The organism is Streptomyces sp. HUAS TT7, from assembly GCF_051550175.1.
Classification (GTDB): Bacteria; Actinomycetota; Actinomycetes; order Streptomycetales; family Streptomycetaceae; genus Streptomyces.
Genome location: NZ_CP196175.1, coordinates 3,959,601 through 3,974,295, shown reverse-complemented (window position 1 = coordinate 3,974,295; position 14,695 = coordinate 3,959,601). Strand labels below are relative to the sequence as shown.

The window sequence follows — 14,695 nt, the reverse complement described above, 5'->3', positions numbered from 1 at the left end:
GGCCAACCCCCCATCATCTGCTGTGACTTGAGTCACAGAAGGCACTATTTGTTGACCCTGTGTACCGGCTAGGCAGCTCGCTGTGATTCAGTGGCGGACAGTGCAAAAGGAATGTCGATCTGAAGCCAGGAGTTGCTGTCGAGGTCTCGGGGAGAGCGAGCAATGGAGACCGAGTCGGAGCCCTACGTCCGTCTTGCGACCCTGCGGCAGCTGCACCAGGTGGTCGGGGAGCTCAATACGGCCCGCAGCCTCGCGGACACGCTGCAGACCGTTGCGGACGGCGTCATCGCGGGACTCGGCTACGAGCTGGCCTGCGTCAATCTCGTACGCCCCGACGGTGACCTGGTCGTCGCCGCCTTCGCCGGCAACGCCGCCGCGGAAGCCCTGATCACCGGCCGGGTCGGATCCCGCGGCTCCTGGGAGCGCCGCCTTTCGATGGGCGAGGACTGGGACGGCCTGCGCTTCATCCCGCACACCGAGGGCTGGGTGCTCCTGGAGGACGACGTACCCCAGTGGTACACGGAGGGCCCCGACCCGCGGTTCGAGGACGAGTGGCATCCGCAGGACCGGCTCTACGCCCCGATGTACTCCGCCGGCGGCACGCAGGAACTCCTGGGCGTCATCTCCGTCGACAAACCCCGCAACGGCCGCAAGCCCGGCGCCTGGGGGCGGGAAGCGCTCCAGATGTATGCATCGCAGTCCGCGATTGCGATCAGCAACGCCCGGCTCCGCGCAAACATGCAGCGGGCGCTGGTCCGCCTGGAGCGCGAGCAGCAGGCGCTGCGCGCCAGCGAGGAAAGCTTCCGCCAGGCCTTCGAGTACGCGCCCTCCGGCATGGCCATCGCAGAGATGGGCGGCGACCAGCACGGGCGGCTGCTCCGTACGAACGACGCGCTGTGCCGGCTGCTCGGGCGGCCCGCCTCCGTCATGCGGCGCTACTCCTTCGCCGACCTCGTGCACCCCGAGGACATAGGGACACTCCTGCGCACCTCCGCCGAGGGCGGCCGGGCCGAGCTGCGGCTCGGGCGGCGCGACGGCACGTATGTGTGGGTGTCGCTGCGCAACTCCGTGGTGGCCGACACCGCCGACGGGCCGCGCTTCCTGCTGACCCACGTCGAGGACATCGAGGACCGCAAGCGGCACGAGCTGCAGCTCGCCCACCGCGCCTCCCACGACGCCCTCACCGGCCTGCCCAACAGCGCCGAGCTGCGCGCGAGGCTGTCGGCGCGGCTCTGCCCCCGGCCGCACTCGGTCGGCCCGGCGAGTGCGGCCGAGACCCTGGACGCGGCCTACGGCCAGCTCCCGGCCGCGGGCGAGCCGGAGGCGCACGGGCACGCGTTCCGCGCCGACGGCTTCGACTTCGACGCGCTGCCGGGCGGCGGACCGTACGACCACCACGTCCACACCGTGGCCCCCGACAGTGAGGTCGACGACGGCACGAAGGGGCTCGCGGTGCTCTTCTGCGACCTCGACGGCTTCAAGTCGATCAACGACAGGTTCGGCCACCACACCGGCGACGCGGTCCTCATCGAGGTCGCCCGCCGGCTCACCACGGGGGTGCGCGACGGCGACACCGTGGCCCGGCTCGGGGGTGACGAATTCGTCGTCCTCGCGGACGGGCTCGGCGCCGAGGACGCCGCCGACCTGGCCGTACGTCTCCGCAACGCGATCATCCCGCCCATCCGGGTGGACGGCCGGGCGGTCCGCGTCGGGGCCAGTTTCGGCATCGGCTGGGCCAGCTGCGGAATGTCCGTCGAAGAGGTGCTGCGCTCCGCCGACCAGCGGATGTACATCGAGAAGCGCTCCCGGTCCAAGGTCCACCGCCGGGCGGGATGACCAAATCCGGACAACGATCACGTGTGGTCGGCGCCAGACCGGGCAGTGGTCCGTTCGGGGTAGGCTCGGCCGGTCGGCGACGGCTGGCGGACAGTGAGGAGTGACCCCGGATGACGACGCCCGGCAACAACGGCGCGAACACCCCCGAGGACGACGATCCGTTCGGCTACCTCTACGAGGACGGGCAGGCCGCGGGCGCCAACCCGCCCCGCGCGGGTGGCGGCTACGGCTACCCGGGTCCGACGGTGGGGCAGCAGCAGCCCGGAGTCCCCAGGACGTCGTACAACCAGGTGCGCACGGTCGGTCAGCGCCAGTACGGACAGATCCCGCAGCAGCAGTACCAGGGGCCTCCGCAGCAGCAGGGCCCCTCGCCGCAGCAGCAGTACGGGCAGCCGACCGCCCAGTACGCGGCGCCCGAGACCTACCCCGGCGGCGCCCCGCCCCGGCAGGGACCGCCCCCGCAGCAGACCGGTGGCGGCGGCCGCGGACCCAACACCAAGGGCCTTTTGATCGGCGCGGTCGCCGTGGTCGCGGCCGTCGTCATAGGCATCGCCGTGGCACTGGCCAGCAACAGCGGCGACAAGGACAAGAAGGACGACACCGCCAACCCTGGCAAGTCCTCTTCCGGCCAGCCTTCGCAGCAGCCGAGCGCCGACCCGTCGGCGTCGGCCTCCGCCCCGGCCGAGCTCCCCAAGGACGATGCCGCGACGCTGACCCTCGGCGGCTCGGCGCAGGTCGGCACCAATGTGCCGGGCGCCAAGGGAACGGGCGGCGCGTTCGTCGGCAACTTCAACAACGTGGGCGCCTCGGTCACCTGGAAGCCCAACGTCCCGAAGGCCGGCCAGTACAAGCTGAACCTGCAGTACGGCATCCCCGGCGTGGACGCGAACGCGACGATAACGATCAACGGCAAGGCCGAGTCCCGCGCGATGAACATGAAGAACTTCGCGGGCTCCCCGGCAGGGGACTGGGCCAAGGGCTGGCAGAAAACGTACGCCATAGTGCAGCTCAACAAGGGCGTCAACGAGATCAAGCTGTCCTGCGAGCAGGGCAACCAGTGCAACGCCAACCTCGACCAGTTCTGGCTGACCCCGGGCTAGCAGACCTCGGCAAGAAGTCCTGCTCGGCTCAGTGCGCGTGCTCGGTCACGCGCACCGAGCCGAGCATTTTCTCGTACGCCTCCACGTCGAACTCGCCCGCCGCGGGCGCCAGTACGGTCGCCGCGGACAGGGCCACCGCGCGGGTCAGACGGCCCGGCCAGTCCAGGCCCTCGACCAGGCCCGAAAGCAGACCGGCCACCGCCGAGTCGCCCGCGCCCGTCGGATTGCCGCGCACCGCGGCCGGCGGGGCCGCCTGCCACAGGCCGTCGGGGGAGGCGGCGAGCATGCCCTCCGCGCCGAGCGAGGCGACCACCGTGTGGGCCCCGCGGCGGCGCGCGTCCCGGGCCGCCCGCAGCGGCTCGCGCGAACCGGTGAGCCGGGCCAGCTCGTCGGCGTTGGGCTTGACCAGGTCGGGCCGGGCCGCGATGCCGCGCCGCAGCGCCTCGCCGCTGGTGTCCAGGAGCACCGGCACCTTCGCGGTGCGGGCCTGGCGCACCAGCTGCGCATACGCCCCGACCGGCAGCCCGGGCGGCAGGCTCCCGCACAGCGCCACCGCTTCGGCACCGTCCAGCAGCCGTCCGTACGTGGCCACGAACGCGTCCCACTCGGCGGGCGAGACGAGCGGGCCCGGCTCGTTGAGCTGGGTGGTGTCGCCCGACACCGCGTCCACCACGGCGATCGTGCGGCGGGTGGCGCCCGCGATGGGGACGAGCTCGTCGACGGGCGCGAGCTCGGCGAGCAGCGCACGCAGCACCTCGCCGCTCGGGCCGCCCGCGAATCCCGTCACCACCGCCTCGTGCCCGAGCGCGGCGAGCACCCGGGCGACGTTGAGGCCCTTGCCGCCGGGGCGCTCCGCGACCTCCTCCACGCGATGGCTCGCGTGCGGTACGAGGGCGGGGACGCGGTAGGTGATGTCGAGTGCGGTGTTCAGCGTGACGGTCAGAATCACGGGGGTGATCATGTCAAACGGACGGCGGCAGGCCCAGACCCCGGACCGGCCGCCGTACCGGATATCACCGCCGGCGGCACTCAGCCGAGCTGCGGCTCGACCACCCAATCGCCCTTGCGCAGAACGCCCTTGACGGCGAAGTCGGCGTCCAGGACCACCAGGTCGGCGTCCTTGCCGGGCTCAAGCGAGCCCACCTTGTCGTCGAGGCCGAGCAGCCGCGCCGGGTTGGCCGAAAGTGCCCGTACGGTGTCCTCGACCGAGATGCCGTCGACCGTCACCGAGCGCTTGAACGCGCGGTCCAGGGTGAGCGTGGAGCCCGCGATCGAACCGCCCTCGACGAGCCGCGCCACGCCCTCCTTGACCTCGACCTCCAGCGGGCCCAGGTGGTAGAGGCCGTCGCCGAACCCGGCCGCGTCCATGGCGTCGGTGATGAAGGCGACCCGGCCCGCGCCCTTGTGGCGGAAGGCGAGTTCGAGGGCCGCGGGGTGCAGGTGCGTACCGTCGTTGATGAGCTCGACGGTGATCCGCTCGTCCTCCAGAAGGGCCGCGATCGGGCCCGGCTCGCGGTGGCCGAGCGGGGGCATCGCGTTGAAGAGGTGGGTCGCGACGGTGGCGCCCGCGTCGATCGCCTCGACGGTCTGCTCGTACGAGGCGTCGGTGTGGCCGATCGCCGCGATCACACCGTGCTCGGCGAGCAGCCGTACGGAGTCGAGGCCGCCGGGCAGCTCGGTGGCCAGGGTGAACATCTTCGCGGTGCCGCGCGCGGCGTCCATCAGCTTGCGGACCTCGGCCGGGTCCGGGTGGCGAAGCAGGCCCTCGCTGTGCGCGCCCTTGCGGCACGGTGAGATGAACGGGCCCTCGAAGTGGATGCCGGCCAGGTCGCCCTGCTCGACCAGCTCGGAGAGGAGTCCCGCGCGCTGGGCGAGGACGTCCATCTCGCCGGTCACCGTGGAGGCGACCACGGTGGTGCTGCCGTGCAGCCGGTGGGTGTGGACGCCCTTGAGGACGTCCTCGACCGTGCCGTTGGTGAAGGAGGCGCCGCCGCCGCCGTGGTTGTGCATGTCGACGAAGCCGGGCACGACCCAGTGGCCCGCGAGGTCGAGCGAGGGCGCGTCGGCGGGGGCGGCCCCGGCGATCGTGGTGCCGTCGACGATCACGCGTCCGTTCTCGACGACCCCGGTCGGGAGGACGACGCGGGCGCCGGAGAGAACAAGCGATGCGGCCATCAGGCGGTTACCTCACTGAAGTCGGGGTCGGAGTGGGGGTGGGAGTCGGCGGTCCCAGCGACGAGGTCCCAGGCGAGCAGGCCCGCGCCCAGGCAGCCGGCGGTGTCCCCGAGGGCCGCGGGGACGATCTCGGGCAGCTTCTGGAACGTCACGCGCTCCTCGACGGCGGCCCTCAGCGGTACGAACAAGGTTTCCCCGGCTTCGGCGAGTCCGCCACCGATGATCAGCACGCGGGGGTCGAGCAGGGTGAGCGCCGTGACCAGACCGTCCGCGAGCGCGTCGACCGCGTTCTGCCAGACGGCGAGCGCGCGGGGGTCGCCGGACTCGACGGCCTTGGCGCAGTCGGCGGCGTCCGCGTCAGGATCGCCGCTCGCCCCGGCCCAGGCCAGCGTCACCGCGGAGGCCGAGGCGAGGCGCTCCAGGCAGCCGCGCTGGCCGCAGGGGCAGGCGGTGCCTCCGGGCCGTACGACGATGTGGCCGATCTCCCCGGCGAAGCCGTGCGCGCCCGGCTCGACCCGGCCGTCGATGCCGATGGCACCCGCGATGCCGGTGCCGAGCGGGATGAACAGGAAGCGGTCGGCGCCCTTGCCCGCGCCGATCCGGCCCTCGGCGAGGCCGCCGGTGCGCACGTCGTGGCCGAGCGCGACCGGCACCCCGCGCAGGCGCTCGCTGAGCAGCCGCCGCATGGGTACGTCGCGCCAGCCCAGGTTGGCGGCGTACGCGGCGATCCCGTTCTCGGCGTCCACGATGCCGGGCACGGCGACGCCGGCCGCGACCGCGCTCTCGCCGAAGTGCTCCTCGCCGTACGCCCGCAGATCCGCGGCGAACGCGAGGATCGACTCGACCACGGCGTCGGGCCCGCGCTCTCTGCCGGTGGGCCTGCGCGCCTCGTGGAGGAGCGTGCCGTGCGCCCCTACGAGGGCAGCCTTCATCCCGGTGCCGCCCACATCCAGGGCGATGACGTGTCTCACGGGGGACAGTCTCGCGCCAACACCCATGAAAGGTCTAGTCCACTCGCCGAATGAAGTAGAAAGCGCTTTCTGCTCGCAAAGTCTCCCAATGTACTCTTGCATCGGGCGTTGCGGAAGCGATATGCGACTGGTGTAGACCTCATACCCCCGTATGAGGGAAAATCGCAGCTCAAATACAGGACGTCACGGGGGACCGACTGGATCCGCCAGGATCACAACGAGGGTGGGATAGCGCGTGCGCAGGCGCTTCTTGGGCTTGACCGCGGCGGTGGCCGCATTCGGCATGACGGCAGTGCTCTCGGGATGCGGCGGGCAGAGCGGTTCCGGCGACGTCACTCTCAAGCTGGTGGCGGCCGACTACGACATATCCGGCGGCGGCAGTACGAAGACGTACTGGCACAACGTTGTCGACGCGTTCGAGAAGAAGAACCCCGGCATCAAGGTCGACGTCCAGATCTTCTCCTGGGACGTCGTCGACGCCAAGGTCGCCGAGATGGTCAAGGCGGGCAACGCCCCCGACATCGCACAGATCGGCGCGTACTCCGACTACGCGGCGAGCGGCAAGCTCTACAGCGTCGACCAGCTGCTCTCCATCCCCACCGAGGCCAACTTCCTGGCGCCGCTGGCGGACGCGGGCAACGTCAAGCGCGTCCAGTACGGCATGCCGTTCGTGGCCTCCACGCGACTGCTCTTCTACAACCAGACGCTGTTCGACCAGGCCCACATCAGGCCGCCGAACACCTGGGCCGAGCTCGCCACCGACGCCAAGGTGCTCAAGTCCAAGGGTGTGAAGACCCCCTTCGCGCTGCCGCTCGGCAGCGAGGAGTCGCAGGCCGAGACCATGATGTGGATGCTCAGCGGCAACGGCGGCTACACCAACACCGTCGACGGCTACGACATCGACTCGCCCGAGAACGTCCAGACCTTCGACTGGCTGAAGACCAACCTGGTCGAGCCCGAGCTGACCGGCCCGGTCGCGCCCGCCAAGCTCAACCGGCAGGACGCGTTCGACGCGTTCGCGAAGGGTGAGGTCGGCATGCTCAACGGCCATCCCTCGCTGATGGAGCAGGCGAAGAAGAAGGGCATCAAGTTCGGCATGGTGCCGCTGCCCGGGCCGAGCGGCAAGGCCAAGGCGTCGATGGGCGTCGCCGACTGGATCATGGGCTTCAAGCAGGGCGGGCACCGGGCGCAGATCGGCAAGTTCCTGGACTTCACGTTCTCGGACCAGAACGTCCTGCAGTTCGCCGACCAGTACGACCTGCTGCCGTCCACGGTGTCGGCGTCCTCGGCGATGGCGGTGGACCCCAAGCACAAGGAGCTGAAGCCGTTCCTGGACGCCCTGCCGACGTCCGAGCTGCCCCCGGTCGGCAAGACGTCGTGGCCGAAGGTGAGCGAGACGGTGAAGAAGAAGATCGGTACGGCTGTGGCGCCGGGGGGTTCGCCGAAGGCGGTCCTCCAGGACATCGCGAAGGTGGCGATGGACGCGGAGAACGCGGAATAGTTCTGGGCTGCTTGGGGGCCCACCCGCCCACCCGTTGCGCGGGGTGGAATGGCCCGGGCTTCCTGGGGCTGCGCCCCAGACCCCCGGGGAGTTGGCCCACCCGCCCGCCCGTGCAGGGGGTTGGATGGTTCGGCTTCTAGGGGCTGCGCCCCCAGACCCCCTTTGCGGGGGCTCTGCCCCCTGCGCCCCCGGGGCGCTGGCCCGCCCTCCCCCCCCGTGCAGGGGATTGAGAGGTTGAGCCCTGGGGCTGTGCCCCAGACCCCCTGCGGGGACTTCGTCCCCTGCGCCCCTGCTTCGGGGGCTCTGCCCCCGGACCCCGTTCGCGCCTGAACGGCGCTCGTCCTCAAACTCCCCCAAGGCCTTAAGGGCCAGGGGGGACCCCCATGACAGGCTGGGGTGGGCTGGTGTCCGTGATCACCGGACGGGCCGGGGATGCACCTTGCCAAGGTCAACCCTGCTAGGGGCGCGGGGAACTGCGCGACCAGCCACCCACGGCCTGCAGCCGAAAGCACCACCCGTCACCGGCCGGAGCCGAACCCACCCACCCCCGGAGGGTCTAGGGAAGGGGCGGGGAGGGGCCAACCGGGGTCTGGGGCGGAGCCCCAGCGCACCCCGCCGAACCCGCACTCCGCCGAACCCGCACTCCGCCCGGCACCCGGCACCCGGCACTCCGCCCCCCCCCCCGCCAGGGCTACCGTGGACCGCATGGCAGAAGAGCTGGACGACCGGGCAAGGGCCGTGCTTCGGATGGAGGGCCGGGACTGGCCCACCCCCGGGGCCAAGGAACGGGCCATCCGGGAGGAGCTCGGGGTCTCACCCACGCGCTACTACCAGCTCCTCAACGCCCTCCTGGACGACACCCGCGCCCTCGCCCACGCCCCCGTAACCGTCAACCGCCTGCGCCGAGCCAGGGACGAACAGCGCGACCGCCGCTGACCGCACGCGCCGTTGCGCCATACGTGCACCCGCCCCCACCCGCCCGGACCCCGATAGGGTCGGCCGCATGGGAAGCCAACCGCAACCCCTGCCGACCCCTGCCACCCAGCTCGGCCGCGAGGGCCTCGCCGCGATCCTGGCGCGCCCGGAGCGGGCCGTCGTCGCGATCGACTTCGACGGCACGCTTGCCGAGATCGTCGCCGACCCCGAGCAGGCCCGGGCCCACCCCGACGCCGTACCCGCACTGGCCGCGCTGGCCCCGCACGTCGCATCCGTCGCAGTCGTCACCGGCCGGCCGGCCGGGGTCGCGGTCCGGTACGGGGGCTTCGCGGGCGTAGCAGGCCTGGAGCACCTCGTGGTCCTGGGCCACTACGGTGCCGAGCGCTGGGACGCGGTCACCGGCACCGTCCACACCCCCGCCCCCCACCCCGGCGTGGCCGCCGCGCGCGCGGAACTCCCCGGAGTTCTCGACGCGCACGGCGCCTGGCGCGGCACCTGGATCGAGGAGAAGGGCCAGGCCGTCGCGGTCCACACCCGCCGGGCCCAGGACCCGCAGGCCGCCTTCGAGGCCCTCCGCACGCCCCTCGCCGACCTGGCCGCCCACCACGGCCTGGTCCTCGAACCCGGCCGCCTGGTACTGGAGTTGAGGCCCCCCGGCATGGACAAGGGGGTGGCGCTCGCCGCGTACATACGCGAGGTGGGCGCGGAGTCGGTCCTGTACGCGGGCGACGACCTGGGCGACCTCCCGGCGTTCGCCGCCGTGGAAAAACTCCGCTCGGACGGCATGCCGGGGCTGCTGGTGGCGGCGGACACGGTAATAGCCGAACTGGCGGAGAGAGCAGACCTGCTGCTGACCGGCCCCGAGTCGGTGACGAATTTCCTGACCGCTCTGGCCACCCACATGTAGCCCTGCCCGGGGCCGGCAGGGTGCGCTGGGGCTGCGCCCCAGACCCCGGGAGGCTCCTCCCTTGGACCCTCCGGGGGTGGGTGGGAAAACGCCCCCCTTACCCCCCCTCAACCCCCAACCCCTCCAACTGCCCCAAAAACCACCGCCGAGGCGGCACCGCAGTCCCCGCCGCGGCCAACCGCTTGGTCCGCTCGGCCCGCTCCCCCTCCGCCATGCTCAGCCCCGCGTGCAACGCGGCAGCCGTCCCCGTGATGTCGTACGGGTTCACGACAATCGCGTCCTCCCCGAGCTCCGCAACCGCCCCCGCCTCCCGCGAAAGGACCAGCACGCACCCCGAGTCGGACACCACCGGAACCTCCTTGGCGACGAGGTTCATGCCGTCCCGGACGGGGTTGACGAGGGCGACGTCCGCGAGCCGGTACGCGGCGAGCGACCGGGCGAAGTCGTCCTGGACGTGAAGGACGACAGGAGTCCAACCCGGCACCGCGTAAACGGAGTTGATCTCATCGGCCACCCGCCCCACCTCCTCCGTGTACTCCCGGTACACCGCCAGATCCTGCCGAGAGGGATACGCGAAGGCCACGTGCACGACCCGCTCCCGCCACTCCGGGTGCGTGTCCAGCAGATGCCGGTACGCGAGGAGCCCCCGCACGATGTTCTTGGACAGCTCGGTGCGGTCGACCCGCACGATGGTCCGGCGGCCCTCCCCGACCTGCTCGCGCAGAGCGGCCATGCGCTCCTCGACATCGGCCTCGTGCGCACGCCGCCGCAGGAAGTCGCCGTCCGCGCCGAGCGGATGCACGGCGAGGTCGGTCTCGCGGGCAGCGCGTTCCCCACTCGCCCCATGCCGGAAGAAAACCCGCCCCTCCCCGCCGGGCGAGCCGACCACCTCCCCCTCCTCCGCCCCCAGCACCCCCGAGACCGACCCCGCGAACGCGGAGGCCCACCGCCAGGTGAGGAACCCCAGCCGGTCCGCCCCCAGCATCCCCCGCAGCAACTGCCGCGCGATGTCGTCCGGGAGCATCCGGAAGTAGTCCACCGGCGCCCACGGCGTGTGCGAGAAGTGGGCGATGCGCAGATCGGGGCGGAGCGAGCGGAGCATCCCCGGCACCAGGGCCAGGTGGTAGTCCTGCACCAGGACGCGCGCCCCGTCCGCCGCCTCCGCCGCCAGCGCCTCGGCGAAGGCGCGGTTGTACGCCTCGTACGACGCCCACTGCCGCCGGAACTCCGCGTCGAAGACCGGCTCGAACGGCGTCTGGTACAGCATGTGCTGGACGAACCACAGCACCGAGTTCGCGATGCCGTTGTACGCGTCGGAGAAGACGGCCGGGTCGATGTCCAGCATCCGGGCGCCCGTCTCACCCACGCCGCGCCGCACCGCCTCGCGGTCACCGTCGCCGAGCGCCGCGCACACCCACACCGACTCCACGTCGGAGCCGATCGCGCTCAGCCCGGAGACGAGCCCGCCCCCGCCCCGCCTGGATTCGAGGGACCCGTCCTCCTTCAGCGCGTACGAGACGGGGCCGCGATTCGACGCGACGAGTACCTGGGCCCTGGGGGTGGCGTGCGCGGTGACCATGTTGCGGAACCTAGCCCGCCCCGCAACCCCTCAAACACGCGTACGCCCGCCCCCGGGAGCGGGATCCGGCCGTCCTACGCCGCCCGGTGCACCGCGTATTCCTCGATGTCCCGCATGGGCGGCCGCTCCTCCGTGTCCACGGCGTACGTATGCGGCACGAAGCCGTGCTCACCGCGCTCGAACTGGGTCAGCTCCGGCCGTACGAGATGGCCACGGGACAGCCTCAGCTGCGCGGTGCGGTAGATCGTGGCGGCCATCCTGCCGAGCGCCTGCCCGTCCTGGTGGCGGTGCTTGCGTACGCCCACGTCGACCTGCGCCAGCGCGTCGAGCCCCACCGTATGCAGCGAGTCGACGAGCAGCGCGAGCTCCACCCCGTACCCGACGGGGAACGGAAGCCGCTCCAGGAGCGAGCGCCTCGCCGCGTACTCGCCCCCCAACGGCTGGACGATTCCGGCCAGTTGGGGCCAGTGGAGATTGAGCAGCGGCCGCGCCACCAGCTCGGTGACCCGGCCCCCCTGGCCCGCCGTCTCCCCCAAGGGGCGGTCCTCGCCGAAGGGGCGGTCGTACATCGCCTTGACGAAGTCCACGTCCGGGTCGGTCAGGAGCGGCCCGACGATCCCGGAGACGAACCCCGCGTCGAAGTCCTTCAGGTCCGCGTCGATGAAGCACACGATGTCGCCGCTGGTCACGAGCAGCGAGCGCCACAGCACCTCGCCCTTGCCGGGCAGCGCGGGTATGCGCGGCAGGATCGAGTCCCGGTGGACGACCCGGGCGCCGGCCTCCGCCGCGACCTCGGCCGTACGGTCGCCGGACCCGGAGTCGATCACCACGAGCTCGTCGACCAGGGGCACCGAATCGGTCATCAGCCCGCGCCGGATCGCGGCCACGATGTCACCGACGGTGGCCTCCTCGTCGAGGGCGGGCAGTACGACACTGACGGTCGTACCCGTGCGCTGTTTCGCGGCCAGGATCCGCTCGATCGGCCGCTCCGTCGCGGACCAGGAACGCCTGCTCAGCCAGCGCTCCACCTCTTCCAGCACGGTTCCTGGCCTCCTCATGTGATCCATCTCGCGGTTCGGACGACTATCTCAACCGTCCCGGCCTTCGGTTACAGTCTTGAACAACGCGGATGACCGTCGCATGTCGGGGGTCGTCGTCACGCTGACAATCGAATACCGCTCATCCAGAGGGGCAGAGGGAAACGGCCCGTTGAAGCCCCGGCAACCCTCCAGTCGGTTCTCGTCGATCTCCACGATCCAAGACACGAGGCCACCGGCTAGGGAAGGTGCCAAATCCGTCTCATGGCGATGTTCGCCATGAGGAAGATGAGGAGAAAGGGCCTCCCCTCCATGTCTGCACAGACTGTCGAAAACCGTACCGCTGCCGACAATGCCGTTGATCTCGGTCCGGCGTCCGGGCTTTCCTGCCGCGAGTGCGGCCAGCGTTTCGAACTTGGCCCGATCTTCGCCTGCGAACTGTGTTTCGGACCGCTCGAAGTGGCTTATGACCTGCCGCTCGGCGACCCCGAGGCGCTGCGCAAGCAGATCGAGGCGGGCCCCGAGAACATCTGGCGTTACGCGCCGCTGCTGCCCGTCCCCGCCGACGTCGCCGACAAGCCGAACCTGAACCCCGGCTTCACCAAGCTCGTCAAGGCCGAGAACCTGGCGCGCGAGCTGGGCGTCGAGCCCGGCAAGCTGTTCGTCAAGGACGACTCCGGCAACCCGACGCACTCCTTCAAGGACCGCGTCGTCGCCCAGGCCCTGGAGGCCGCGCGCGCCTTCGGCTTCACCACGCTCTCCTGCTCCTCCACCGGAAACCTCGCGGGCGCGGTCGGCGCCGCCGCCGCGCGGGCCGGCTTCCGCTCCTGCGTGTTCATCCCGCACGACCTGGAGCAGGGCAAGGTCGTCATGGCCGCGGTGTACGGCGGCGAGCTCGTCGGCATCGAGGGCAACTACGACGACGTGAACCGCTTCTGCTCCGAGCTCATCGGCGACCCGCTGGGCGAGGGCTGGGGCTTCGTCAACGTCAACCTGCGGCCGTACTACGGCGAGGGCTCCAAGACGCTGGCGTACGAGATCTGCGAGCAGCTCGGCTGGCGGCTGCCGGACCAACTGGTCATCCCGATCGCCTCGGGCTCCCAGCTCACCAAGATCGACAAGGGCCTCCAGGAGCTCATCAAGCTCGGCCTCGTCGAGGACAAGCCGTACAAGATCTTCGGCGCGCAGGCCGAGGGCTGCTCCCCGGTGTCGACCGCCTTCAAGGCCGGTCACGACGTCGTACGCCCCCAGAAGCCGGACACCATCGCCAAGTCGCTCGCGATCGGCAACCCGGCGGACGGCCCGTACGTCCTGGACATCGCGCGCCGTACGGGCGGTGCGGTGGAGGACGTGAACGACGGGCAGATCGTCGACGCGATCAAGCTCCTCGCCCGGACCGAGGGCATCTTCGCGGAGACCGCGGGTGGCGTGACGGTGGGCGTCACCAAGAAGCTCATCGAGGCCGGTCTGATCGACCCGTCGCTCACCACGGTCGTGCTCAACACCGGTGACGGGCTCAAGACCCTGGACGCGGTGGCCGCCACGTCCCAGGCGACCGCGACCATCCGCCCGAGCCTGGACGCCTTCCGAGAAGCCGGCCTCGCCCACTGAGCCGCTGCCGGACGGGGCCCAGCCCGCTGAGCCACTGCTGAACGAAGAGGAGCACCGAACCATGAGCGTGAACGTCCGCATCCCCACGATTCTCCGCACCTACACCGGCGGCCGGGCCGAGGTCGCCGCCGAGGGCGCCACCCTCGCCGAGGTCATCGCCGACCTGGAGAAGAACCACACCGGCATCGCCGCGCGCGTCCTGGACGACCAGGGCAAACTGCGCCGCTTCGTCAACGTGTACGTCAACGACGACGACGTGCGCTTCGAGCAGGGCCTGCAGACGGCCACCCCGGAGGGCGCCGGCGTCTCGATCATCCCGGCGGTCGCGGGCGGCTGACCGCCGGCGCACGTAACTAAATCCGTACCCACAGTTGAACCCAGAGTTGCCCTCTCCGCACGAGAAGCGGAGGGGGCAATTCAGCATGGTTGAGCGGGGTACAGTTGGGGAAGCGCCTTCGCTTCGAGTGCCAAGTGCATATGAGAACGCGACAACATGAGGTCAAAGTGTGTGTGTCCTTTGTGCCTTAAGTGCGCTTTGCCCGGCCCGACTTGCCCCGGAATGTTGAATTCACGGCATTCCGCTCTCGGCGCGTGCCCGGAATTCTCGTCCGATTGACCTGTTGCAGAGGGCAGTTGGGCAGATACATTCAGCCGCGGTCGACGCGTTCCGGCGCACACCCTCTCCTGTCGGAGGGTGGAGGTCTGACCCGGGTCCGCGAAGTGTGGTCCCGTGCAAGGGCCAGTAATAGGGGAGTTAGGCATGGCTCAGGGCACCGTCAAGTGGTTCAACGCGGAGAAGGGGTACGGCTTCATCGCGGTCGACGGTGGTGCGGATGTTTTCGTCCACTACAGCGCGATCCAGATGGACGGTTACCGCACCCTTGAAGAAGGTCAGCGAGTCGAGTTCGAGATCTCGCAGGGCCAGAAGGGTCCGCAGGCGGACATGGTCAAGCTCGCCGTCTGATCTCGGCGCGATCGGCCACCGACGCACTCACGCATGAAGGGGGCTGCCCAAAAGGGTGGCCCCCTTCACGCGTCCCTG

General features: G+C 70.8%; 13 protein-coding genes and 1 riboswitch. Of the genes, 8 read left to right on the top strand and 5 right to left on the bottom strand.

Features of this window, described 5'->3' with window-relative positions; genetic code table 11:
- The first annotated feature begins 162 nt into the window (after positions 1-162).
- Both cdgB and ACSHXC_RS17875 read left to right on the top strand, forming a co-directional pair.
- Positions 163-1,836: a diguanylate cyclase CdgB gene (gene cdgB / locus ACSHXC_RS17880; RefSeq protein ID WP_438292541.1), complete on the top strand. Its 1,674-nt coding sequence runs from the start codon at positions 163-165 to the stop codon at positions 1,834-1,836.
- A gap of 110 nt (positions 1,837-1,946) precedes the next feature.
- Positions 1,947-2,936 carry a CBM35 domain-containing protein gene (locus ACSHXC_RS17875; protein ID WP_438292540.1) on the top strand — a complete coding sequence of 330 codons (990 nt, stop codon included), beginning with the start codon at positions 1,947-1,949 and terminating at the stop codon, positions 2,934-2,936.
- Between the two features lie 28 nt (positions 2,937-2,964).
- On the opposite strand, the gene ACSHXC_RS17870 is transcribed toward ACSHXC_RS17875, so the two are convergent.
- The 3 genes from ACSHXC_RS17870 to ACSHXC_RS17860 all read right to left on the bottom strand — a co-directional run bounded on the left by ACSHXC_RS17870 (position 2,965) and on the right by ACSHXC_RS17860 (position 6,082).
- The gene (locus ACSHXC_RS17870) at positions 2,965-3,885 is read right to left on the bottom strand and encodes a 1-phosphofructokinase family hexose kinase (protein ID WP_438292539.1); all 921 of its coding nucleotides are present in this window, start codon (positions 3,883-3,885) and stop codon (positions 2,965-2,967) included.
- An 80-nt stretch (positions 3,886-3,965) separates the two neighbouring features.
- Positions 3,966-5,111: an N-acetylglucosamine-6-phosphate deacetylase gene (nagA, locus tag ACSHXC_RS17865; RefSeq protein WP_438292538.1), complete on the bottom strand. Its 1,146-nt coding sequence runs from the start codon at positions 5,109-5,111 to the stop codon at positions 3,966-3,968.
- Entirely contained in the window at positions 5,111-6,082 is a 972-nt protein-coding gene (locus ACSHXC_RS17860) for an ROK family protein (RefSeq protein WP_438292537.1), read from the bottom strand. The genes nagA and ACSHXC_RS17860 overlap by 1 nt, the downstream gene beginning before the upstream one ends.
- A 283-nt stretch (positions 6,083-6,365) precedes the next feature.
- On the opposite strand from ACSHXC_RS17860, the gene ACSHXC_RS17855 reads away from it, so the two are divergent.
- The 3 genes from ACSHXC_RS17855 (at position 6,366) to otsB (ending at position 9,426) form a co-directional block, all read left to right on the top strand.
- Positions 6,366-7,583, top strand: a complete 1,218-nt coding sequence (locus tag ACSHXC_RS17855; protein ID WP_438296652.1) for an extracellular solute-binding protein — start codon at positions 6,366-6,368, stop codon at positions 7,581-7,583.
- A gap of 705 nt (positions 7,584-8,288) precedes the next feature.
- A complete protein-coding gene (locus tag ACSHXC_RS17850) occupies positions 8,289-8,519 on the top strand; it encodes a DUF3263 domain-containing protein (protein WP_438292536.1) in 231 nt (76 codons plus the stop codon).
- 67 nt (positions 8,520-8,586) lie between these two features.
- Positions 8,587-9,426 carry a trehalose-phosphatase gene (gene otsB, locus ACSHXC_RS17845; protein WP_438292535.1) on the top strand — a complete coding sequence of 280 codons (840 nt, stop codon included), beginning with the start codon at positions 8,587-8,589 and terminating at the stop codon, positions 9,424-9,426.
- Positions 9,427-9,523: 97 nt separating this feature from the next.
- Here the strand turns inward: otsB and ACSHXC_RS17840 are convergent, their stop codons facing one another.
- Together ACSHXC_RS17840 and ACSHXC_RS17835 are read right to left on the bottom strand one after the other, a co-directional pair.
- Positions 9,524-11,005 (bottom strand): alpha,alpha-trehalose-phosphate synthase (UDP-forming), encoded by a 1,482-nt coding sequence (locus tag ACSHXC_RS17840; protein WP_438292534.1) that lies wholly within the window; start codon positions 11,003-11,005, stop codon positions 9,524-9,526.
- Positions 11,006-11,079: 74 nt separating this feature from the next.
- Positions 11,080-12,045, bottom strand: a complete 966-nt coding sequence (locus ACSHXC_RS17835) for a glucosyl-3-phosphoglycerate synthase (RefSeq protein ID WP_438292533.1) — start codon at positions 12,043-12,045, stop codon at positions 11,080-11,082.
- A gap of 136 nt (positions 12,046-12,181) precedes the next feature.
- A riboswitch (SAM riboswitch) is annotated at positions 12,182-12,337 on the top strand.
- A 17-nt stretch (positions 12,338-12,354) separates the two neighbouring features.
- Here ACSHXC_RS17835 and thrC point away from each other — a divergent pair.
- From thrC to ACSHXC_RS17820, 3 genes are all read left to right on the top strand, one after another.
- A complete protein-coding gene (gene thrC / locus ACSHXC_RS17830; protein ID WP_438292532.1) occupies positions 12,355-13,653 on the top strand; it encodes a threonine synthase in 1,299 nt (432 codons plus the stop codon).
- 61 nt (positions 13,654-13,714) lie between these two features.
- On the top strand, positions 13,715-13,990 hold the full coding sequence (locus ACSHXC_RS17825; protein ID WP_438292531.1) for a MoaD/ThiS family protein: 276 nt from the start codon (positions 13,715-13,717) through the stop codon (positions 13,988-13,990).
- A 423-nt stretch (positions 13,991-14,413) separates the two neighbouring features.
- On the top strand, positions 14,414-14,617 hold the full coding sequence (locus ACSHXC_RS17820; protein WP_005315736.1) for a cold-shock protein: 204 nt from the start codon (positions 14,414-14,416) through the stop codon (positions 14,615-14,617).
- The last annotated feature ends 78 nt before the right edge of the window (positions 14,618-14,695 follow it).